General features: G+C 49.3%; 22 protein-coding genes. 3 read left to right on the forward strand and 19 right to left on the reverse strand.

Going from position 1 to position 23118, the window contains the following annotated elements:
- Positions 1-15 precede the first annotated feature (15 nt).
- Complete coding sequence (locus FND36_09170) at positions 16-645, reverse strand: histidine phosphatase family protein (GenBank protein QDW74183.1); 630 nt, start codon at positions 643-645, stop codon at positions 16-18.
- A gap of 174 nt (positions 646-819) precedes the next feature.
- On the opposite strand from FND36_09170, the gene FND36_09175 reads away from it, so the two are divergent.
- On the forward strand, positions 820-1296 hold the full coding sequence (locus tag FND36_09175) for an S-ribosylhomocysteine lyase (protein ID QDW74184.1): 477 nt from the start codon (positions 820-822) through the stop codon (positions 1294-1296).
- 67 nt (positions 1297-1363) lie between these two features.
- On the opposite strand, the gene FND36_09180 is transcribed toward FND36_09175, so the two are convergent.
- From FND36_09180 to FND36_09200, 5 genes are all read right to left on the reverse strand, one after another.
- Entirely contained in the window at positions 1364-3193 is a 1830-nt protein-coding gene (locus FND36_09180; GenBank protein QDW74185.1) for an amylosucrase, read from the reverse strand.
- 63 nt (positions 3194-3256) lie between these two features.
- Positions 3257-5431 carry an alpha-galactosidase gene (locus tag FND36_09185; GenBank protein QDW74186.1) on the reverse strand — a complete coding sequence of 725 codons (2175 nt, stop codon included), beginning with the start codon at positions 5429-5431 and terminating at the stop codon, positions 3257-3259.
- 34 nt (positions 5432-5465) lie between these two features.
- Positions 5466-6308: a carbohydrate ABC transporter permease gene (locus FND36_09190; GenBank protein ID QDW74187.1), complete on the reverse strand. Its 843-nt coding sequence runs from the start codon at positions 6306-6308 to the stop codon at positions 5466-5468.
- The gene (locus FND36_09195; GenBank protein ID QDW74188.1) at positions 6308-7174 is read right to left on the reverse strand and encodes a sugar ABC transporter permease; all 867 of its coding nucleotides are present in this window, start codon (positions 7172-7174) and stop codon (positions 6308-6310) included. Before FND36_09195 ends, FND36_09190 begins: the two co-directional genes overlap by 1 nt.
- A gap of 18 nt (positions 7175-7192) precedes the next feature.
- Complete coding sequence (locus FND36_09200; protein QDW74189.1) at positions 7193-8479, reverse strand: extracellular solute-binding protein; 1287 nt, start codon at positions 8477-8479, stop codon at positions 7193-7195.
- A gap of 183 nt (positions 8480-8662) precedes the next feature.
- On the opposite strand from FND36_09200, the gene FND36_09205 reads away from it, so the two are divergent.
- On the forward strand, positions 8663-9523 hold the full coding sequence (locus FND36_09205) for an AraC family transcriptional regulator (GenBank protein ID QDW74190.1): 861 nt from the start codon (positions 8663-8665) through the stop codon (positions 9521-9523).
- Positions 9524-9568: 45 nt separating this feature from the next.
- Here the strand turns inward: FND36_09205 and FND36_09210 are convergent, their stop codons facing one another.
- The 13 genes from FND36_09210 to FND36_09270 form a co-directional block, all read right to left on the reverse strand.
- Positions 9569-10213: an HAD family hydrolase gene (locus FND36_09210; protein ID QDW74191.1), complete on the reverse strand. Its 645-nt coding sequence runs from the start codon at positions 10211-10213 to the stop codon at positions 9569-9571.
- A gap of 85 nt (positions 10214-10298) precedes the next feature.
- Positions 10299-11834: a 2,3-bisphosphoglycerate-independent phosphoglycerate mutase gene (locus tag FND36_09215; GenBank protein ID QDW74192.1), complete on the reverse strand. Its 1536-nt coding sequence runs from the start codon at positions 11832-11834 to the stop codon at positions 10299-10301.
- Positions 11835-11905: 71 nt separating this feature from the next.
- The gene (locus FND36_09220) at positions 11906-12730 is read right to left on the reverse strand and encodes an alpha/beta hydrolase (protein QDW74193.1); all 825 of its coding nucleotides are present in this window, start codon (positions 12728-12730) and stop codon (positions 11906-11908) included.
- Positions 12731-12798: 68 nt separating this feature from the next.
- Positions 12799-13224 carry an adenylate kinase gene (locus FND36_09225; protein ID QDW74194.1) on the reverse strand — a complete coding sequence of 142 codons (426 nt, stop codon included), beginning with the start codon at positions 13222-13224 and terminating at the stop codon, positions 12799-12801.
- A gap of 6 nt (positions 13225-13230) precedes the next feature.
- Positions 13231-13725: a methylated DNA-protein cysteine methyltransferase gene (locus tag FND36_09230; GenBank protein ID QDW74195.1), complete on the reverse strand. Its 495-nt coding sequence runs from the start codon at positions 13723-13725 to the stop codon at positions 13231-13233.
- Positions 13726-13916: 191 nt separating this feature from the next.
- Positions 13917-14669 (reverse strand): triose-phosphate isomerase, encoded by a 753-nt coding sequence (locus tag FND36_09235; GenBank protein ID QDW74196.1) that lies wholly within the window; start codon positions 14667-14669, stop codon positions 13917-13919.
- Positions 14670-14897: 228 nt separating this feature from the next.
- Positions 14898-16091, reverse strand: coding sequence for a phosphoglycerate kinase (locus FND36_09240; GenBank protein QDW74197.1), 1194 nt, complete (start codon positions 16089-16091; stop codon positions 14898-14900).
- Between the two features lie 83 nt (positions 16092-16174).
- A complete protein-coding gene (gene gap / locus FND36_09245; GenBank protein QDW74198.1) occupies positions 16175-17188 on the reverse strand; it encodes a type I glyceraldehyde-3-phosphate dehydrogenase in 1014 nt (337 codons plus the stop codon).
- A 207-nt stretch (positions 17189-17395) separates the two neighbouring features.
- Complete coding sequence (locus tag FND36_09250) at positions 17396-18178, reverse strand: histidinol-phosphatase HisJ family protein (GenBank protein ID QDW75595.1); 783 nt, start codon at positions 18176-18178, stop codon at positions 17396-17398.
- Between the two features lie 55 nt (positions 18179-18233).
- Positions 18234-19319: a tRNA 2-thiouridine(34) synthase MnmA gene (mnmA, locus tag FND36_09255; GenBank protein ID QDW74199.1), complete on the reverse strand. Its 1086-nt coding sequence runs from the start codon at positions 19317-19319 to the stop codon at positions 18234-18236.
- Between the two features lie 23 nt (positions 19320-19342).
- The gene (gene nifU / locus FND36_09260; protein ID QDW74200.1) at positions 19343-19786 is read right to left on the reverse strand and encodes a Fe-S cluster assembly scaffold protein NifU; all 444 of its coding nucleotides are present in this window, start codon (positions 19784-19786) and stop codon (positions 19343-19345) included.
- Positions 19787-19842: 56 nt separating this feature from the next.
- Positions 19843-21024, reverse strand: a complete 1182-nt coding sequence (nifS, locus tag FND36_09265; protein QDW74201.1) for a cysteine desulfurase NifS — start codon at positions 21022-21024, stop codon at positions 19843-19845.
- A gap of 33 nt (positions 21025-21057) precedes the next feature.
- Entirely contained in the window at positions 21058-21516 is a 459-nt protein-coding gene (locus FND36_09270; GenBank protein ID QDW74202.1) for an Rrf2 family transcriptional regulator, read from the reverse strand.
- 150 nt (positions 21517-21666) lie between these two features.
- Here FND36_09270 and FND36_09275 point away from each other — a divergent pair, with 150 nt between their 5' ends.
- Positions 21667-22998 (forward strand): polysaccharide biosynthesis protein, encoded by a 1332-nt coding sequence (locus tag FND36_09275; GenBank protein QDW74203.1) that lies wholly within the window; start codon positions 21667-21669, stop codon positions 22996-22998.
- The last annotated feature ends 120 nt before the right edge of the window (positions 22999-23118 follow it).

Here is a 23118-nt window from a genome sequence, read left to right on the forward strand (position 1 = left end):
TTCCTCCTGTATTTCCTACCATGGCTTGACAACATCGTCATAGTAGGCCTTATTCTCTGATAAGATGACTGCTTTTCCTTCTGTCACTTCCACTTCCGTGACTCCGCAGTTCTTGTGGACGCCGGTGCCCCAGTATTCGGAGAGAGGCTTCTTCTTCAGATTGTTCAGCAAACCTGCCATGGCCGCCCCGTGGGTAGTGACAAGGATCGTGCTGTCCTTATATTTTTCCTGATGAAACAGCCAGTCCAGGAACTCTCCCGTCCGTTTCTGTACTTCCCGGAAGTCTTCTCCCCCTTCCGGCGCCTCATAGTGGACCGGATCGTCGAAGAAACGCTGGAAAGAATCGGGAACCTCCCATCCTTCTTTGGAACAGCATTTCCCTTCCAGGACTCCAAAGGCCATCTCTTTGATCCGCTGGTCTTCTATGATGGGAACATCTCTTCCGTTTAAGATAAGAAGGGCCGTTTCTTTAGCTCTCCCGAGGGGACTGGTAAAGCAGACGTCAAAGGGAACGTCCGCAAGGCCTTTGGCCGTTTCTCTGGCCAGATGCCTTCCGAATTCATTCAATGGGATGTCCACCTGCCCCTGGATTCTTCGCTCCTTGTTCCAGTCAGTCTCTCCATGCCGTACAAAATAAATCTTCATCCTGTCTGCGCCTCCTTCATGTACCTTTGTAAGTATAGCACATCTTCCCCCTGTTTTCATAGCAAAATCATAGAAAAGATGGTATACTGGGATAGCAGCTCGCAGGATAAGACAAAAAAGTAAACTGCCGCTGATCATTTTTGTTAATTATTATAAAGAATAGGAGTGTTGCATATGGAAAAGATCACAAGCTTCACCATAGACCATTTAAAGCTGGTCCCTGGCATCTACGTTTCCCGTATCGATCATGTGGAAGGAAATCCCGTGACAACCTTTGACCTGCGCATGACAAGTCCCAACGATGAGCCCGTCATGAACACGGCGGAGATGCACGCCATCGAACATCTGGGCGCCACCTTCCTGCGCAATCATGAAACGTATAAAGATAAAGTCCTGTACTTTGGCCCCATGGGGTGCCGCACCGGCTTCTACCTTCTGCTGGCCGGTGAATACCGCTCCGCGGATATCGTGCCGCTGATCCGGGACATGTACACATTCATCGCGGAATTTGACGGAGAAGTCCCAGGAGCCTCTCCCAAAGACTGCGGGAATTATCTGGATATGAACCTGCCAATGGCCAAATACCTGGCCCGGAAGTATCTGAAAGAAGTGCTGGCGGATATTCGGGAAGACCAGCTCATGTATCCGTAATCAATTGGGGCCGGGGGATTTTTAAAAATCCCCCGGCCCCAATTAAAAATGCCCTGTCCCTTTTTGATCATTTCATCGCCCACAAGAATCCAAACTCTGGAAGAGAAACTTTTTCTTCTGCCAGCTTCCTTCCTCCAAGCAGATCCTGGTATGCTCCCGGTTCCGGGAAATAAACCTCTTTTCCCTGGTCAGTGAAATTAAAGATTCCTACCAGTGTTTTTCCTCCAAGCCTCCGCATAAGCCCCAATACGCCGTCGTCTCCGGTCTCCCAGGTGGAAACCTGCGCGTCCGGTCCCAGGATTTCTTCTTTTTTCCGCAGCTCTTCCATCTTGTGTAATGCCTGGAAGATCTGGCCTTCTACCGTTTTTTTCTTGGTCCGCTGTTCTGCCAGATCCCAGCGGAATTTTCCCCGGTGGATATAACGGGAATCCGCCTGTTTCTCCGGGTCCTCTTTATAGGTATAATCGTTCACCTGACCGATCTCGTCCCCGCTGTAGATCATAGGAAGTCCCCGCTGCAGGAACATATAAGCGTGGAGCATCAGATCCTTGCGGATCGCCTTTTCCATCTTTTCTTCATTCTGTTCAAATCCAGCGCTCTCGATGCCGCACATGGAGGCGGCCGTCCCGCAGAATCTGGCGTCCATGGTCACTGGATCGTCATTATAAAGCTCTCCCCGGCTCTCGCTTCCCGGATATCTGCCTGTAAAGTAATCATTCAGGTACTTCTTATGAGGCACTTCTCCCATCTGCCAGGTACTCAAAGTCCCATAGTCCAGTCCCCAGCCAATGTCATCGTGGCACCGCAGATAGTTGAGGAAAGTATACTCTTCCGGAAGCTGGTTGACGATATCCAGCTGCTTCTTCAAAAGTTTTGTTCCCTGTACCGCCACGCTGTGCCAAGTGGTCGCCATGGTGGTCACATTGTAGAGCATGTGACATTCCGGCTTTTCCACCGTCCCAAAATACGGGACCACTTTCTCCGGCTCCATGACCACCTCTCCCAGAAGGGCAACGGCGGGACACACGATCTCCCCGATCATACGCATCATCCGCACGATGGTGTGGACTTCTTTCAGATTCCGGCAGCTTGTGCCCAGCTTTTTCCAGATATAGGGGACCGCGTCAATCCGGATGATATCCATTCCCTGATTCGCGAAGAAAAGATAATTGTACATCATCTCGTTAAACACCCTGGGATTGGCATAATTTAAATCCCACTGGTAGGGATAAAAACTGGTCATCACATAATGATCGATCTGGGGAAGCCAGGTAAAATTCCCCGGCGCTGTAGTAGGGAACACCTGAGGGACCGTCTTCTCAAACTCCTGGGGAATCCAGGGATTATCGTAGAAAAAGTAGCGGCTCATATATTCTCCGTCCCCGGCAAGCGCCTTTTTTGCCCACTCATGTTCGTTGGACGTATGGTTCATGACAAAGTCCATACAAACGTCAATGTCCCGGTCATGGCACTCCTTTGCCAGCGCCGCCAGGTCCTCCATAGTCCCCAGATCCGGCCGGACTTTGCGGAAATCTGCCACAGCGTAACCGCCGTCAGACTTTCCTTTTACCGTATCCAGGAATGGCATCAGGTGGATGAACGTGGCGTTACATTCTTTCACATAATCCAGCTTTTTCCGCACCCCATTTAAATCTCCGGCAAAATTATCAATATAGAGCATCATGCCCAGCATCCGGTTGTTCCGGTACCATTTGGAATTCTTTGCTTTTATCCGGTCCCTGGCCTTCAGCTCAGGCTTGCGCTCCTGGTAAAATTTCAGCATTTGATCGCATAATTCCGCAAACATTGCCTCATTATCATAGAGTTCCATATAAAGCCATTTCAGCTCATCCCGATGTTTTTCAAAACGTGTGATATATTCCTTATTGATCTTCATATTTGTCTCCATTTTTCATTTGGGCCGGGGGATTTTTAAAAATCCCCCGGCCCCGATTGAAAATTATTGTTTTAAATAAATCTGATATGCCAGGTACTCTCCCTCTTCCACCGGAAGAGGAAGCCCCGCTTCCATCAGAGCGGCGCCGCTGTAGCTTTTGCCGCTTGCCTGGTCCTTATAGAATTTCTCCGGATCCAGGCCCTGCAGTTTCACATAATTGACCGTCATATTCCCATGCCGCCGGATCATGACCGCGTTAAAGAGCACTTCTTTTTTGTCCTCCGATACAAAGGCCCACGCTCCCACTTCATCGGTCTGCGGGCTGGTCAGCCGGTAGCAGTCTCCATTCTGGATCAAAGGCGCGTATTGCTTAAATGTACGTACCTGCTCCCTTACTTTCTCCTTTTCTTCTGCCGACAGAACCGCCAGATCCAGCTCATAGCCAAACGTTCCTGCCATGGCTACGATTCCTCTGGTCTCCAAAGGGGTCACTCTTCCTGTCTGATGGTTTGGTACCGCCGACACATGGGCGCCCACACAGGAGGCCGGATAGATAAAGGATGTTCCATATTGGATTTCCAGCCGGTCAATGGCGTCCGTATTATCACTGCACCAGATCTGAGGCGTATAGTACAGCATTCCGGCGTCAAATCTTCCGCCGCCGCCGCAGCACCCTTCGATCAAAATATCCGGGTATCTCTGGATCAGCCGCTCCAGGAATTCATAAACGCCAAGGACATAGTCATAGAGCAGTTTGCCGTGTTCCTCGCCGATCGCTGAGTAAACGTCATTGATGCTCCGGTTCATATCCCACTTGATATATTCTACTCCCTCATCCAGGACTAAACAGATCTGGTCAAATATATAATCCCGGATATCCTTACGGGAGAAGTCCAGCACAAGCTGATTTCTTGCCCGGACCGGATTCCGCCGCGGAATCTTCAGCGCCCAGTCTGGGTGCGCCCGATACAGGTCGCTGTCTTCAGAGATCATCTCCGGCTCGATCCAAATGCCAAATTTCATGCCCATAGCGTTAATCTTCCGAATCAGCTCTCCCATGGTACATCCCAATTTATCTTCGTTCACCTGCCAGTCTCCAAGGCTGGTATTGTCGTCGTTGCGCTTGCCAAACCATCCATCGTCCAGCACCAGCATCTCGATTCCAAGGTCCGCGGACTCCTTTGCCAGACGGCACAGACTTTCTCCTGTAAAATGGAAATAATCCGCCTCCCAGCTGTTGACCAGGATCGGCCGGACCTGATCGCGGTATTTTCCTCTGCAAAGGTGTCTGCGGAAACATCTGTGCAGATTAGAGGAAAGTTTCCCAAATCCCTGGCCGGAATAGGTCAGCACCGTCTCCGGGACAAGGAAGGTTTCCCCTTCCTTCACCGGATAATTGAAAAACGCCTCCGAAAGTCCCATAACAGCACGGGTTTGGTTAAACTGGTCTTTCTCGATCTCCGCCTCAAAATTCCCACTGTAGACGAACACCATCCCGTAGCAGCCTCCAGATGTCTCATCCGCCCCCGGCTCCGCCAGGATCAAAGAAGGATTATACTGATGGCTGGAAGCGCCTCTTGAGCTTCCGACCGCCTGTTTCCCGTGATGGATCCGGTTCCTCTGGAAATTCCGCTCCATAGCGTGGCGGCCGTAAAAGGTGATCAGATCATACTCTCCACCCAAGAAATCCAGGCACGCGGAAGCGGCTTTCTTTACATAAATTCTGTCAGGACCACAGTTGATGATCCTGACACTCCTGGTAATGATATCTTGTTCTGGAAGAACCCCGTACAGCAGAACTGCCTGTACCTTGGTCACCGAATCCTCCAGCAGGACCTCCAGGGTCTGCGCTTCCGTCTCGGAAGCGTAGACTGCCGGAAGTCCATCTAAGCCATATTTGCCTTTTGTGATCTTATGACTTTTATAACGCAGGTCACAGCAGTGGCTCCCATCACCGTTCTGCACCGAAAGGGCAGTAATCCGGAAATCACCGGTTCCCCGCTGCGGAAACTCCTGAGGGAGAGCATCTAAGGAATACGTTCTGTCCCCCTGTACATCGTAAGGGTTTCCAGAAAACCCTCTGTCATAATAGGTCAAGAGATAGTCCATATCTCCATAGACCGTTTTTCCATAATACAAATGTAAGAGGAAACCATAGGCATCCACCTGAAATTGATAGGTTGTATTTGCCGTCTGCAGTGTGAAAATTCTTTTTCCTTCGTGATATGCAATTCCCATTTGCGCTCTCCTTGTGATGTCAAATATTTTCTGATTACTTCACTGCTCCGTTTACAACACCATTCAGAATCTGTTTCTGGCAGATCACATAAAAGATCAAAATCGGGATCAAAGCCAGCAGGTAGGATGCAAACGCCAGATTGTAGTTTGTTCCAAACTGGGTCTGGAAATTCAACTGTGCCAGCGGCAGTGTGTTCTGTCCAGTACCCGCCATAATGATCAGCGGCGTCATAACGTCATTCCACACCGCCAAAGCTGTAATGATAGCAACAGTAGCGTGCATAGGCTTCATGATCGGGAAGATGATCTTCCAATAGGTGCTCCAGGTGCTGGCCCCATCCACTTCCGCCGCTTCTTCCAGCGCGATCGGGATATTTACCAGGTATCCGGAATAGAGCAGGACGTTCATCGGCATATAGAATACCACATATAGGATAATAACGCCAGCCCAATTTGCAAGTCCTAATTCCGCCGTCTGTTTTGCCAGCGGCATCATCAGGATCGCAAAGGGTACGAACATACCGCTGACAATGAATAAGTACACGAATTTATAAAATTTGCTGTGAGCCCGGTTTCTTCCGATGGCATATCCCATCAGAGAATGAATCAGGATCGACAGTACGACCGTAACCACAGTGATCAGGATACTGTTGCTCAAAGACCTCCAGAAATCCGTCACTTCCATTGCCTCCGCAAAATTGCTGAGGCTCCAGTTGCTTGGCAGAGAAAGAATCCCCGCAATACTGTTAGTCATCTCAGAAGGCTGTTTAAAAGCGATCACGATCGCCATATATAACGGAAAGATAATCGTACTCAAGCCCAGGATCAACAGGATCACAACAGGCCAGTTTGTTCTAGATCCAATTTTCGCTTTCATTATAACTGCTCCTCCTTCCTACTGGATATCATCATCTGCGCGGCGGAAAGAGCCACGATCACGATGAAGAAGATTACCGCGTTAGCGCTTTGATAACCAAATGCTCCGCCTTTCATACCATTGTTGTAGATCAGGAAGGAGATGGACTCTGTACTTTGCGCAGGCCCCCCCTGAGTCATTGCCATGATCTGATCGAATACCATCAGGAAGTTCTTGACACACAGAACCATGTTGATGGTGAAAAATGGAATGATCAATGGGAATGTCAGGTGGCGGAAGCGCTTCCATCCGGTAGCTCCGTCCAGGTCGCCCGCCTCATATACATCTTCTGGAACCGTCTGTAATCCGGAAATGTAAATGATCGTGTTCATGGCGATATTCTGCCAGCAGCATACGATCACAATGGCGAACCAGGCCAGATTCTCATTAGAAAGCAGGCTCTGACTCAATACCGGGCTTCCGATCATCTCTCCCAGCGCGGGGATGATATAGGTAAACAAATACTGGAAAATATAACCTACTACCAGCGCTCCAAGAACGTTTGGCAGGAAATAGGCCGCCCTAAAAAAGCTTTTAGCCCGAATCTTGCTGTTCAGACCCAGCGCCAGGATCAAACTGATCACATTTGTCAAGATCGTAGCAACGACAGCCAGTTTAAATGTAAACAGATAGGAACCGCCGATACGGGAATCTCCGAACAGATCCATATAGTTCCGAAGACCTACCCAGTCGTAGGTACCAAATCCTTTAAAGTTAGTAAAACTATACATAATACCCCGGATCAACGGGATGGTGTTAAAACACACGAACAGTGCCAGGATCGGTATTGTGATCAGCAGGTATGTCCGTTTTTTATTATTTTTCATTCTATCCCCACTCCTTTTCTACTCTGCGCTTCCGTTTTCTTCTTCATACTCCTGTACCGCACGGATGGTGTCACGGTTGTAACGCGCCCAGTCTTTATCAAATCTTGCCAGGAAAGCATCCGTATCCTGATTGATCACATAAGTCTGGAGGATAGCGTCTACAGCCATTTCTGACGGATAATAGTGGTCCTGATAGTCGGTCATGTTTCCGGACTCAATATATTCCGTCATACCATCCAGCATAGGAGCCAGTTCATAATCTCCCTCTTTACAGGAAATCGAGTTCTGGTCGTCAATATATGCCTGGATATTCTCATCTTCATATAAGAAATCCAGAACTTCAAAGGCCGCATCTTTGTCCTCGCAGGCTGCCGTGACGCAGAATCCAAGGTCAATACCAGAGTTCAGAGTATTTTCAGCCGGATCGTCGCTGGCCGGCATCACAAAGGAGTCAATGTTGATATCTGGATTTACAGACTGAATCTGCGGAACCGCGTAGCTTCCGATCGGATACATGGCGGAGTCACCGTTGGCAAAAGCAGTACACGCATCGTTATACCCGTACGCTACCGGGTCGTCCGGGCCATACTCCATAAGCTGGATGTATTTCTCCGCCGCTTCTCTGTATTCCTCTGTAAAGGTGGTCTCGCCTCTGTTCACCTGCTTACATACGTCTGCCGGTGCCAGGTCGACCGCGATCGCGTTCCATGGCGCCAGACAGGTCCAGGTATCACGGAATCCAAAATAGAAGGGAAGGATGCCTTCCGCCTGGATATCTTCACACAGGGAGATCAGCTCGTCCCAGGTAGTTGGGATCTCCCAGCCGTGCTCTTCAAACATATCCCTGTTGTAAAGGATACCTGCGGCATTAGCCATATACGGGGCGATATAGGTTCCATCTGTAGGAACCGTCTCCAAACCTTCCGCAATGTCTATATAAGATTCTTTGATATTGTCCATTCCATCCCAATCGGACAGATCTGCCAGAATCTCCGCATCTACATAGTAGGAATAATTGATGTCTCCGCCGATACCAATGATATCCGGGTAATCCTCACGGATGAACCGGGTCCTCATGATCGTGGATGCATCGTTTGGTGAATCAATCGTCAGATGGATATCATCATGGGTTGCGTTAAATTCTTCTTCCAGAGCGTCAAAATAGTCTGTCGCTTCCATCTTGTACTGAATGATCTCAATCTCAGTCTTGCCGCTGTCACTGCCGTCTCCGCATCCCGCAAGGAGCATAGCGGCCATCATGCAGCCGACTAAAAGTACGCTTACTGCCTTTTTCCCCTTTCCCATGTCATTTCTCTCCTTTCTCTCATCTGCAATCCTTTTTTGCATGATAAGCTTATTATAACATCTCAATATGCCAGCTAAAATACCCATATTTTTATGTTTTCATTCCTTTATGCTATTTTTTTACTTATAGATTGAAGTAATCTAGCATTTTGGTATATAATAAAACAAGAGGGAGGGAGAGTTATGGATAATTACTTATTTTCCGTCTTAGAAAACGAAAATTTTATTGATCTTGTCCTATATCAATGCGGCTGGGAACAGTGTATTCCCGCTCATTCCTGCGGTCCTATAGCGAAATCTCATTATCTGTTCCACTATGTGATCTCCGGAACCGGAACTTTGGATGCGCAGGACAGCAATGGAATCTCCAAGAGATATTCTATTCGGTCGGGACAGGGATTTATGATGTTTCCGGGACAGATATGCAGTTACTGCGCGGACCGCGATCTTCCCTGGGAATACACTTGGCTTGAATTCGACGGTCTCAGGATCAAGGAAGCTTTGCAGATTGCCGGTCTTTCTCCGAGTTCCCCTATCTACCGCACCCATTCTAAGGAACTTCGCGGCAAGATGGAAGAAGAAATGCTCTATATCGTGCATCATGCTAAAGAATCTCCCTTCCATCTTCTGGGGCATGGTTTCCTTTTTCTGGATTATCTGACTCACTCCATTGCTCCTTACCAGGTCGCTCAGAGCGGGAAAATCCAGGATTTCTATATCAAAGAAGCGATTGCCTATATTGAGCAGAATTTTCATAACGATATTTCTGTCGAAGGTATCGCCCGGCACTGCGGACTAAACCGCAGCTATTTCGGTACCCTGTTCCGTCAGTCTCTAGGACAGACGCCCCAAGAATTCTTAATCCGCTACCGAATGGTAAAAGCGGCAGAGCTTCTTAAGCTTACCCACCTCTCCATCCAGGATATCTCAAGTACCGTCGGTTATGCAAACCCGCTGCATTTCTCTCGCGCGTTCAAAAAAGTGTACGGGAAATCCCCCCGGATATGGAGGTCTGACCATCAATCGGGGCCGGGGGATTTTTAAAAATCCCCCGGCCCAAATTGAAAATGCCCTGTCCCTTTTTGTATGTCATGCCAGTTCACATAACTCTTCCGGTTTTTCTATGATCCAATCGGCGCCGGCCTTTTCCAGTTCTTCACGACTTCCAAATCCGTATAAAACACCGATACAGTCCAGCCCTTCTTTTTTTGCGCCGATCACATCATGTTCCCGGTCTCCGACCATAACTGTTTTCCCTCGGTCATCAATGCCGCAGCTTTGCAGGGCGTAAGCGATAACTTCCGCCTTTGTTCCCCGGCCTCCGTCCAGTTCCATGCCGGCCACGTATTCAAAATAAGAGGCCAGCCCAAAATGCCGGATGATCCGCCTCGCAAAAGGCTCTGGCTTTGAAGTCGCCACCATCAGCCGCTTCCCTTTTTCTTTTAGTTGTCTCAGCGTCTCTTTCATCCCTTCATAGACTTTGTTTTCAAAAATCCCTATCTCCCGGTAATACTCCCGATAATATTCTACCGCCTCTATCGACTGTTCCGCAGAGAATCCATAGAATTTCTGAAAAGATTCCGTAAGGGGCGGACCGATAAACGCATAAAGTTTCTTCTGGTCTTCTTCTTCGATCCCATACTTTTTTAACGCGTATATCACCGACTTGGTAATCCCAACTGACGAGTCTGTCAGCGTTCCATCCAGATCAAATAAAAAAACATCGTATGCCATCATTCTCTCCTTCGTTCGTTAATCAATCGGGGACGGGGGATTTTTAAAAATCCCCCGTCCCCGATTGAAAATGCCCTGTCCCTTTTTATATTAACAAGGATTTTCCTGTCATTTCTTTTGGCTGCTCCATTCCCATCAACTGGATCAAAGTCGGCGCGATATCTGCCAGGCAGCCGCCTTCTCTTAATCGATACGCCGGGTCTGCGTTCACTAGGATAAACGGTACCGGATTGGTAGTGTGGGCCGTAAACGGCTCGCCGGTTTCCTCATCTATAAGCTGTTCCGCATTCCCGTGATCCGCGCAGATAAACATCTGTCCATCTACTTCTTTGATAGCCTCTACCGCTTTTCCCACGCACTCGTCTACAGCCTCAATGGCTTTGACCGCGGCCGCTTCTACTCCGGTATGGCCTACCATATCTGGGTTCGCGAAATTGATGATGATCACATCGTACTTTCCGGAGCGGATTGCCTCCGTCAGTTTGTCGCACACTTCATACGCGCTCATCTCTGGTTTCAGATCATAGGTGGCAACCTTTGGCGATTTGACCAGAATCCGGTCTTCTCCTTCGTTTGGCTCTTCTACACCGCCGTTGAAGAAAAATGTTACGTGAGCGTATTTCTCTGTCTCGGCGATCCGGGCCTGCTTCATTCCATGAGCGGCCAGGAACTCTCCAAAGGTATTGGTGATCTCTTCTTTTACGAATGCCACCTGCTTATTCTCAATGGTCACATCGTATTCTGTAAAGCACACATACGTGGTCTTCACCCGCGCTCCCCGGTCAAATCCGGTAAATTCATCGTCGCAGAATGTCCGGGTGATCTCCCTTGCCCGGTCCGGGCGGAAGTTAAAGAAGATTATGGAATCCTTTTCTTTAATGACAGCCGTAGGCTTCCCGTCTTTTACCACTACTGTAGGAAGCACGAATTCATCGGTCTCATCCTTATCATAAGACGCCTGGATTCCTTCCGGGCCGCTTGCCGCCTGCTCTCCTTCTCCATATACCAGCGCCCGGTAGGCTTTCTCTACCCGGTCCCAGCGGTTATCCCGGTCCATAGCGTAGTAACGTCCCATTACCGTAGCCACTTCTCCAACGCCAAGTTCTTTCATCTTCGCTTCCAGCTGCTCCACATATTCTTTTCCAGAGGCCGGAGGTGTATCCCTGCCGTCCAGGAAACAATGCACGTAAACCTTCTCAATTCCCTGCCGTTTTGCCAGTTCCAGCAGACCGAAAATGTGCTCGATATGGCTGTGCACACCGCCGTCTGATACCAGGCCCATCAGATGCAGGCTGGAACCATTCTCCTTCACATTTGCGCAGGCCGCAAGAAGCGCCTTGTTCTCAAAGAAATCTCCATCCTGGATTGCTTTCGTGATCTTGGTCAGATCCTGATACACGATCCGACCGGCTCCCATATTCAGATGTCCCACCTCAGAGTTTCCCATCTGTCCGTCCGGCAGGCCGACCGCCATGCCGCTGGCGTTCCCTTTTACAAATGGATACTCCTTCATCAGCCGATCCATGACTGGGGTCTTGCCCTCCGCCACCGCGTTGCCTTTCACGCTGTCATTCAATCCATATCCATCTAAGATCATCAATACTGTTGGTTTCTTACTCATGATTTGCTCTCCTTCTATCGTTTCTTGTCTATTGCCAAATTACAGTGCTCGCTGCCGCTTTCCCAGGACAGTTACTTCTCGCATAACCGCTTTAGCCAAGCTTGCGCCAAATCGATCCAGCATTGGCAGGATTCCTCCACGCCAGATCCATCCAGCCGCTCCACCAGCGGCGACGCCAGGCTCAGTCCATGGGCTCCTTCCGGGAAAATATGCAGTTCCACTGGAACGCCTGCTTTTTTCAGCGCCATTGCCATAAGGAAGGAATTCTCTACCGGCACCGATTCATCTGCCGCGGTATGCCACAGAAAAACGGGCGGTGTATCCTTCGTCACTTGCAGTTCCAGAGAAAACCTCTCTTTTTCCTTCTCAAATTCTTCCCCCAGCAGATTGCGGAAGCTTTCCAGGTGTCCCTCCGGGTCCATCGCTGTGATCACAGGATAACTCAAAAGCAGCCCCGCCGGACGCAGCGTCTCAGCCGTTGTGCCAAGTCTGTCCGCAAGCCATTCCTGGTTCCAGAACACTCCCAACATTCCCGCTAAATGGCCTCCTGCCGATGCGCCATGCAGGATAATATGACTGGTATCCACATGCCACTCTTCTGCATGCCCATGGATCAGCTTCATTACCTCTCCCAGCTCCAGAAGCGGCGTCGGGTACCTTGCGGGGAGCACCGAATACCGGAGCACACAGGCGTGGTATCCCTGATTCAAAAAATGAATCGCTAAGGGCTCGCCCTCCCGGTAGCTCAGCTTATAGTAGCCGCCGCCCGGACAGATCACGATCATCGGCCGCTTCTGAATCCGGATCTTCTCGCCCGGCGTATCCAGGAGATACGTTTCTAACCTTGCGTATTCCAGGGAATCTTCTGTCTGAATCGGTATTTCAAGATATTTCATATAAATCCTCCTTGTTACCGGATGCTATTATACAACAATTTTCTGATTTTGAAAACCTTTCTTATCTTTCACAGATCAATATCCACTTGGTACTTATCCGCGATCAAAATATATTCCTTCCCGCAGTCCCTGCACTGCTCTAGAATCTTCCTGTTTTCCTCCAACGCGGTTTCCATCGTATATCCACTGTCATCCAGCCGCTTTTCTGCAATATCCGCATATTTCTTGATCTCTTGAAAATGAAGCTTCACATAATCGCCGCTCATAACAAGACAGTAGTATTTTATCTCTGAAAGATACTTAGGCTCAAAATCTCTGCGCCAGTCAAATGGAACATAGCAGCCTTCCACGATCAGGTTCTGCCCGTTTTCAATGGCTGTTTTGATGATCTCCCGCAGGATCGGCCACAGATAATCCGTCAAGTCCCCATCACTGCTCAAAGGCGTAAGCTTCGTATTTCCGCTGCGGATCAGCCCCATCTTGATATGATCCATTTCTTTTCACTCCCTTTTTGCCAAATCCAGGCCGAAAAGAACCTTTTCATAGTCCTTTACATAATAGCGGATATTTTTCCGGCCCCTTTGGATAACCGTATGTCCCTCTGCCTCTAGCTTTTCTCTCTGGGCTTCGGTGCCGCCTGGATATTTGGGATTTAACTCGCCGTTTGCCTTCAAAGTCCGCCAATAGGGTGTCTCATTTTCAGCCCGCTGATGACTTGCCCATGCCGCGATAGACACAAAGATTCCCGCCGTGATTGGGTCTGTAAAATCGGCTCCATTGGTTTTAGCCAGATATTCTCTGATAGCTCCCACCGTGATCACCTTCCCGCAGGGAACGGTTTTCATGAGCTTATCGTACGTAAGGGGCGGAGCAAAATACATCCGTTGGCCGCCGTATTTTTGGATCGTCGCCTCATCTGTTACAATCTGTATTTTAGGCATATCAGTTTCTTTATATAACATTGCGTTAAAATCTTTCTTCTCTTCATGAGCCATATCATCCACCTCCTGCCTTCATTATAGAGGATGGGTCATAAAGCTTGCAATGAGACAGTTTGAAAAATACAGGAAATCTTTCATACTTTGCCGGACTGTTGAAAAAGGCGGTCTGCCTTGTATATGATTACAAGTAAACCGCCTTCCAATGGGTCTCCCCTATCTTTTCGCTATATTCTGCAAAATCGTGGCTATTTATTATAGTTTACGATCTTTCCAAAATCCGCCTTCAGAGAAGCTCCGCCTACTAATCCGCCGTCAATATCAGCCTGAGCAAACAGCTCTGCCGCGTTTCCCGCGTTGACAGATCCGCCGTACTGGATGCGGATCTCTTCTGCGGTAGCCGCATCATACACTTCTGCCACGCACTCACGGATTCCCTTGCACACTTCCTCTGCCTGCTCTGTAGTAGCAGTCTTGCCAGTTCCAATAGCCCAGATCGGCTCATATGCGATCACCATAGCTTTTGCCTGGTCAGCCGTCACGTTCTGAAGTCCTACTTTCACCTGCTGACGGATAAAGTCCATGGTCACGCCCTGCTCTCTCTGCTCCAGGGTCTCGCCGCAGCACATGATCGGCGTAATGCCATGCTCAAATGCTTTCAGGACTTTCTTATTCACATCTTCGTTGGTCTCTCCAAAGTAATCTCTTCTCTCAGAATGTCCAAGAACTACGTATTTCACGCCTGCGTCTACAAGCATGGCAGGAGCGATCTCGCCTGTGTAAGCGCCGCTCTCCTCGAAATACATATTCTCAGCGCCAACCTGGATATTCGTTCCTTTACAAGCCTCTACAACAGGAACAATATCAATAGCCGGAACACAGAATACTACATCTACGTCCTCATTTGCTACCAATGGTTTTAATTCTTCAACCAGGGCAACCGCCTCACTTGGAGTTTTGTTCATTTTCCAGTTGCCTGCGATAATTTTTTTTCTTGCCATTTCTCTATCTCCTTCAAAATGAAATAAAATCAATTTTTGTATATTGCTGCGGCGAACTAAGTTCGCACTAAGACTCCACCTTCGCCTCTGGCTCGCTCTCGTCAAGACGGGTTTGTTCACCTCCGCTACAACTCACGCTTCGCATGCCATGCTCGCGTTCGTCAACTACGGCGAACTAAGTAAGCACTAAGACTCCATCTTCGCCTTTAGCTCGCTCTCGTCAAGTGCTTACTTATCGTTAGCGGCCGCTACGCCCGGCAGTTCTTTGCCTTCCAGGAATTCCAGGGAAGCTCCGCCGCCAGTAGAGATGTGGGTCATTTTATCCCCATATCCAAGCTGGTTCACTGCCGCCGCGGAATCTCCGCCGCCGATGATAGTAGTAGCGTCTGTCTCCGCGAGAGCCTTGGCAACCGCCTCTGTTCCATGCGCGAAGTTTGGCATCTCAAAGCAGCCCATTGGTCCGTTCCATACTACCGTCTTAGCGTCTTTCACCGCTTCGCAGAAGATTTTCTCCGTCTCCGGTCCGATATCCAGGCCTTCCCAATCTTCCGGGATCTCTCCGGCTTTTACGACCTTGCTGTTGGCTTCATTTGAGAAATCATCGGCCACTACGGTGTCCACCGGGAGCAGAAGTTTTACGCCCTTGTCTTTCGCTTTCTGGAGCATATCCAGCGCATACTGGCAGTAATCTTCCTCCAGCAGGGATTTTCCAACGCTTCCGCCCTGGGCCTTGCTGAATGTATAGGACATTCCTCCGCCGATGATCAGTGTATCTACTTTATCCAGCAGATTTTCAATAACAGAGATCTTGCTGGAAACTTTTGCTCCGCCCAGGATCGCTACAAATGGACGTTCCGGGTTGTTGACCGCGTTTCCAAGGAAGTCGATCTCTTTTTGCATCAGATACCCCACAACCGCCGTATCCACAAACTGGGTCACGCCTACGTTGGAACAATGTGCCCGGTGAGCGGTTCCAAACGCGTCATTTACGAAAACATCACACAGAGAAGCCAGTTCTTTGCTGAATTCTTCTCCGTTTTTCGTTTCTTCTGCCCGATAACGAGTGTTCTCAAGAAGAACCACGTCACCGTCCTTCATAGCCTCAACCGCCGCTTTCGCGTTTGGTCCTACTACTTCCGGGTCAGCCGCGAATTTTACTTCCTGTCCAAGAAGTTCGGACAAACGCGCCGCAACCGGCGCAAGAGAAAGCTCTGGAACAGGCTGTCCCTTTGGCTTGCCAAGGTGAGAACAAAGGATTACTTTTCCTCCGTCGGCGATCAGCTTTTTGATCGTCGGAAGGGCAGCCACCAGACGGTTTTCATCTGTGATCTTCCCATCGATCAATGGAACGTTGAAATCACATCTTACCAGGACTTTTTTCCCTTTTACATTAATGTCGTCAACTGATTTCTTGTTAAGCATAGGTCTGCCTCCTTAACTCTTATTAAAATATCACCTAGAAAAAGGTCCGGTCCTCGAAAGACCGGACCCTTTTTGAGTCTTAATTATGCTAATTCAGAGAAATATTTGATTGTTCTTACCATCTGGCTGGTGTAAGAATTCTCATTGTCATACCAGGAAACAACCTGAACCTGTGTAGTTCCGTTGTCCAGTGGAAGTACCATTGTCTGAGTAGCGTCAAACAGAGAACCATATCTCATACCGATGATATCGCTGGATACGATCTCGTCTGTATTATATCCAAAGGATTCATTTGAAGCAGCTTTCATAGCTTCATTAATCTGATCAACTGTTACAGCTCCCTCTACAACTGCTGTCAGGATCGTGGTGGAACCAGTCGGGGTCGGAACACGCTGAGCGGCCCCGATCAGTTTTCCGTTCAGCTCTGGGATAACTAGACCGATTGCCTTCGCAGCGCCTGTGCTGTTTGGAACAATATTGCAGGCAGCGGCGCGGGATCTTCTTAAATCACCTTTTCTCTGCGGACCGTCCAGAGTCATCTGATCGCCTGTATACGCGTGAATGGTGCACATGATACCAGACTTGATCGGCGCAAGGTCATTGAGAGCCTTTGCCATCGGCGCCAGACAGTTGGTCGTACAGGAAGCCGCGGAGATTACGGTGTCTTCCGGTTTCAAAGTGTCGTGGTTTACATTATATACGATAGTTGGCAGATCGTTTCCAGCCGGCGCTGAAATAACGACTTTCCTTGCTCCTGCTTTTACATGAGCGGAAGCTTTTTCTTTGGATGTATAGAATCCTGTACATTCAAGGACAACATCTACTCCGATCTCTCCCCAAGGAAGCTCTTCAGCGTTCGCCATTGCGTAGATCTTGATTTCTTTTCCATCAACAATGATAGAATCGTCTGTTGCCTTTACTGTATCGGCCAGCGCGTATTTGCCCTGTGAAGAGTCATATTTCAACAGGTGAGCAAGCATCTTCGGAGATGTCAGGTCGTTGATCGCAACCACCTCATATCCCTCTGCTCCGAACATCTGTCTGAACGCAAGACGTCCAATACGCCCGAATCCATTAATCGCTACTTTTACTGCCATGATTAATTCCTCCTAAAAGTTTGTTTTCGCCGTTTCCGCGGCTTTATTTGTGAACCCTTTAACATTGTTAAAGAATCATCAACTGTAGATAATTGTACTAAATCCAATGCAAAAATTCAAGTCTATATTTGTATTTTTATGGAAGATGCCCGCAAACACGTGGCTTCTTTCACTTTTTTCATATAGATTCACGTCTGAGGCTTCTGTCTATAATCTATAGAACTCTGGTTTTCTATTCTTAAATTCCGCGTAATAGCGGAAACCACATTCCTCCAGAAGACTCGTCACCACATCAAAATCATAGGCGATATGCTCTGGGCAATGGCCGTCCGCCCCTACCGTAATGATCTCTCCTCCCAGCTCCCGGTAACGTTTCAGCACCTCCGGATGGGGATGGGCGAAAGGAAGTCCGTATTTGAGCCCAGCCGTATTCAATTCCAGTCCTTTTCCATTTTCGATCAAAAACTTTAGGATCCCATCGATCTCCTGGGAGAATTTCCGATAGGAATATTCTTTCTCCCTCGTCTTGCCGTAACGGATCACATAATCCAGATGGCCCAGCACGTCAAAATCCTGAAATGCCCGGATATCTTCCAGTGTTTCCGCGAATGCCGCCCGATATGCCTCCTCATCTGTCCTTCCCTCGAAAAGCTTTCCCGTCGCCGGATCAAAACCTCCGACGCAATGGACAGAACCGATCACAAAATCAAAGGGATGCGCAGATACAAATTCCCGATAGTAGTCTCCAAGATACGGCCTTAATCCCAGCTCGACCCCGATCCTTACATCGATCTTTCCCTGGTACTTCTTCTGAAGGGGCGCAAGGATGCGGAAATATTCTTCCGGGTCAAAGATGCTTTCTTCCCCCCACTCCATATCATCCTTATCAAAATGGTCTGTAAAACATACCATTTCAAGACCTTTCTCAAGGGCTGCCTGTATCATCTCTTCCGGCCCCGTCTGGGAATCATGGGAAAAGGACGAATGCATATGCACGTCCGCCCTTACGCTCTGTCTGTTCATTTCTTGTCTGTTCATTTTCTGCCTATTCATTTCCAGTGATCGTTCCTCCTCCCAGGACATATCCATCTTCATACAGGACCACCGCCTGCCCTGGCGTGACGGCTCTCTGCTCCTCCTCAAAAGTACAAAGGATCTCGTCAGACCCTGTTTTCTCTACGGTACACCAGGCTCCCCGGTGGTTATACCGGATCTTGGCCCACACTCTTCTTGGCTCCTTCAGGTCTGGGACAGCCATAAAATTCACCTGTCTGGCCCGCACGGCCGCGGTCATGGACTCTTTGGCCGTTCCCACTACGATCTCATTGGTCTGCGGCCGGATCTCCAGGACAAATACCGGGCTTCCCATAGAAAGCCCCAGTCCTTTTCTCTGCCCCACCGTATAGTGGATAATACCTTTATGACGCCCCACTACTGTTCCGTCAGAAAGAACGAAATTCCCAGGCTCGATCTTCTGCCGGCTATATTCCCGGATGTAGGAAGCATAGTCGCCGTCCGGCACAAAACAGATATCCTGGCTGTCCGGCTTTTCAGCCACCTTAAGCCCCAGATCCTCAGCCATCTTCCTGATTTCTTTTTTCTCGTAGGCCCCAACCGGCATCAGGGTCCTCTCAAGCTGCTCCTGGGTAAGATTATATAAGGCGTATGTCTGGTCTTTCACGCCGGAAGCCGCCGTGTGGAGCGCCAGTCTCCCATTGGGCAGGCGCTCGATCTGGGCATAGTGTCCGGTAGCGATATAATCCGCCCCGATAGCCATGCTTCTTTGAAGAAGAGCTTCCCATTTTACAAACCGGTTGCAGGCGATACAGGGATTGGGGGTACGTCCTTTCAGATACTCTCCCACAAAATAATCTATGACATGTTTTTTAAATTCCTGTCTGAAATTCATGACATAATAAGGAATATCCAGGGCTGCCGCTACTCTTCTGGCATCTTCTACCGCGCTCAATCCGCAGCAGCCCCCTTCTTCCTCCTGGATTTCCTCAGGTTCTTCCTGCCAGATCTGCATAGTCACTCCGATCACATCATAGCCCTGTTCCTTCAGAAGCCATGCGGCTACAGAAGAGTCCACGCCGCCGGACATTCCCACCACCACTTTTTTCTTCTCCATGCCTTTTGTCTTCCTTCTATATCTTAATACTCTTCGTCTTCCTCTTCTTCCCCTTCATGGATATCAGATTTGGGTTTCTCCAGGCCCTCGATCTCAATACCATTTTTCTGTGCGTAATCCCACAGAGCCGCATGGATGGCTTCCTCAGCCAGAAGAGAACAGTGGACCTTCACCGGCGGCAATCCGTCCAGCGCTTCCATGACCGCCTTGTTTGTCACCTTCATGGCTTCCTGCACCGTTTTCCCTTTTACCAGTTCTGTCGCCATGCTGCTGGTAGCCACAGCGGCTCCGCAGCCAAAGGTCTTAAATTTCACGTCCCGGATGATCTGATTTTCATCCACGTCCAGGTAAATCCGCATAATATCCCCGCATTTGGCGTTTCCTACTGTTCCAACGCCGCTGGCGTTCTCGATCTCTCCTACATTTCTCGGATGCTGGAAATGATCCATGACTTTTTCTGTATACATATCCGTCTCCTCCTGTCTTTTTATTCTTCTTTCTCTGCCGCGATTTCTCTGGGATCTTAGTTCTGTTTCTTTATAAAGTCCTCATACAAGGGGGACATTTCCCGAAGTTTTGTTACGATCTCTTTCAAGCTGTCTACCACATAATCCAATTCTTCCTCCGTAGTCTGTTCGCTGAGCGTCAGCCGCAATGAACCATGGGCGATCTCATGAGGCAGGCCGATGGCCAGCAGTACATGAGACGGGTCTAAAGACCCGGAAGTGCAGGCGGAACCGCTGGATGCGCAGATCCCTTTTCCGTCCAACATGATCAAAAGGGATTCCCCTTCGATAAACTGGAAGCTAAAGTTGGCGTTATTAGGCAGACGGTCCGTCCGATGCCCGTTCAGCCGGCAATAGGGGATCTCTGCAAGCACACGCTCGATCAAATGGTCTCTGAGTCTGGTCTCCTTGGAAATTCTCTCTTCCATCGTCTCTGCCGCAAGGCGGGCCGCTGTTCCAAGCCCCACGATCCCAGGCACATTCTCTGTTCCCGCCCGGCGTTTCCGCTCCTGGCTTCCGCCGTGGATAAACGAACGAAGCCGAAGACCTTTGCGGATATAGAGGAATCCAATGCCTTTTGGCCCGTTCAGTTTGTGGCCGCTGGCGCTGAGCATATCAATATGGTACTCATCCACATGAATGGGAACATGGCCAAACGCCTGCACCGCATCGGTATGGAACAGGATCCCCTTTTCGTGGGCGATCTCGCCGATTTCCTTGATCGGCTGGATCGTTCCGATCTCATTGTTGGCAAACATAACAGAGATCAGGATCGTTTCCGGCCGGATGGCTTTCTCCAGTTCGTCCAGCTTTACCACACCGTCTTCATCCACATCCAGATAGGTCACTTCAAACCCATGTTTCTCCAGAAACTCTGCCGAGTGCAGGATCGCGTGATGCTCGATCTTGGTGGTAATGATATGATTCCCCTTGTTCTTATAAGCCTCGGCCGCAGCTTTTAACGCCCAGTTGTCAGATTCCGTGCCGCCTGCGGTAAAATAAATCTCGTTGCTTTTCGCCCCCAGAATTCCCGCGATAATATCTCTCTGCCGGTCCAACACCTCTTTATTAGCGGAAGCAAAGCTGTAAACACTGGATGGATTCCCATAATTCTCTGTAAAATAAGGCAGCATTGCCTCTACCACTTCCGGCGCCGTCCGCGTAGTCGCCGCATTATCCAGATAAATCAGTTTCTCCATAGTTTGTCCCTCCATTCACATCTATCGATTATATTAGTTTCCACATTTAGGATTTTCACATTCACCAGACGGATTCAATTCTTTGCTCTCCTGTACCAGCTCGTCCAAATGAATCTCATCCACCGTCCGGCTGATGCTTTCATTGATCTTCTGCCACACATATTTTGTCACACATCCGCCTGCCGCCATACATTCCTCGCCATCAGAAAGGGCCGCGCATTTCACTGGTTCCAGACTTCCTTCCAGAGCCCGCAGAACATCTCCTACAGAAATTTCCTCCGGATTCCTTGCCAGCACATAGCCGCCGGACGCGCCCCGGATACTTTTGACCAATCCGGCCTTTTTCATCAGCGCTACCAGCTGCTCCAGATACCGCTCAGAGATCTCCTGCCTGGCCGCGATGCTGTTGATCGAAACCGGCTCTCTCTCACTATATCTCGCCAGATCAATGATGGCTCTCAATCCATATCTTCCTTTTGTCGAAAGCTTCAAATCCTCACCTTCTTTTTAATTCCTACTATTTCACTAGGGATTGTGTCAAAAGTAGGATACCACCCATTTTCAGTTCTGTCAATACCTTCCTTTGAATATGTTAGAACAACAGAGCGCTGTTTGCGTTACAGATCTTAAGGTGGTCCTTCTATGTCTGGAAAACACATCCTCCTAAAAGGAGCTTTCGTCCTGACCCTTACCGGGTTCGCCACCCGGTTTATGGGCTTTTTTTATCGGATTTTCCTAAGCCGCGCCTTCGGCGAAGAAGGCGTAGGGCTTTACCAGCTTGTCTTTCCTGTCTATGCCCTTTGCTTTTCTCTTACCTGCGCGGGGATAGAGACCGCGATCTCCAGATGTGTGGCCAAAAAGACAGCGACCGGCCAGCCAAAAGAAGCTCTTGGCCTTCTCTATACGGGACTTTTTCTGACTCTGACCGCCTCCTGCTGCGCCACTTTATTTCTTCAGAATTTTGCCGGATGGATCGCGGACGTCTTTCTCCAGGAACCACGCTGCAGCCATCTGCTTGTGATCCTCTCCTACGTGTTCCCTTTTGCCGCGGCGCACAGCTGCATTGTTGGATACTATTTGGGCCAGAAGGCGACGCGGATCCCCGCTTCCTCCCAGTTGGTGGAACAGACTGTACGGATTCTTTCCGTTTATCTCCTTTACTGGATCGGAGCCAAAAACGGGGCCTCCTTTGGGATCTCTGTGGCGGTGGCCGGACTGGCGGCCGGCGAACTGGCTTCCTCCGCCTTTTGCCTGCGGGCTGTCCTCCGGGAAGTTCCCAGGAAAAGCCGATCTCGGCTCCGCTTTTTTTCTTTCTTTAAATATGCCAGGGAGCTTCTGACTTTCTCTCTTCCCCTTACCGCCAACCGGGTATTGCTCAATATCCTGCAAAGCGCAGAAGCCATCTCCATCCCTCTGAGGCTGCAGATTTACGGAATGTCTTCCAAAGAAGCTCTGAGCGCTTACGGCGTGCTGACGGGAATGGCGCTTCCCTGTGTCCTCTTTCCGTCCGCCATCACCAACTCACTTTCTACCATGCTGCTGCCCACGGTCGCTGAGATCCAGGCGGCGGATAACCGCAAAGCCTTATCTGGCATTATTCAGAAATCTGTCTATTCCTGTGTCTTCATGGGATCTGTCTGCTGTGTCGCTCTGCTTTGCTTTGGACAATGGCTTGGCGTTCTTCTTTTTGACAGTTCTCTTGCCGGAGATTTTATCGTGACTCTGGCCTGGATCTGTCCCTTTCTTTACGCCGGCAGTACACTCATCAGTATTCTGAATGGGCTGGGAAAGACCGCCCTTTCCTTCCTGATCAACGCCGGCAGCCTGACTGTCCGCATCGGAAGTGTTTTCTTTCTGATCCCTGTCTTTGGGATCCAGGGATATCTGTGGGGGCTTCTGGCAAGTCAGGTCTGTGTATTTGTCTTCTGCGGCGTATATCTGTACATCTGGATCCGTTCAGAAACTCCTCTTTAGTCCATAGCTCAGATTCCAGACCCGCTTCAAAACAGCTGTGTCTACTGCTGAAAAGTTCATAAAAATGTGCTAAACTATATCCAGACACACGCAAAGTCTTTCAAGAAAGGAACTCTTACA

The organism is Lachnospiraceae bacterium KGMB03038 (assembly GCA_007361935.1).
Taxonomy (GTDB): domain Bacteria; phylum Bacillota; class Clostridia; order Lachnospirales; family Lachnospiraceae; genus Massilistercora.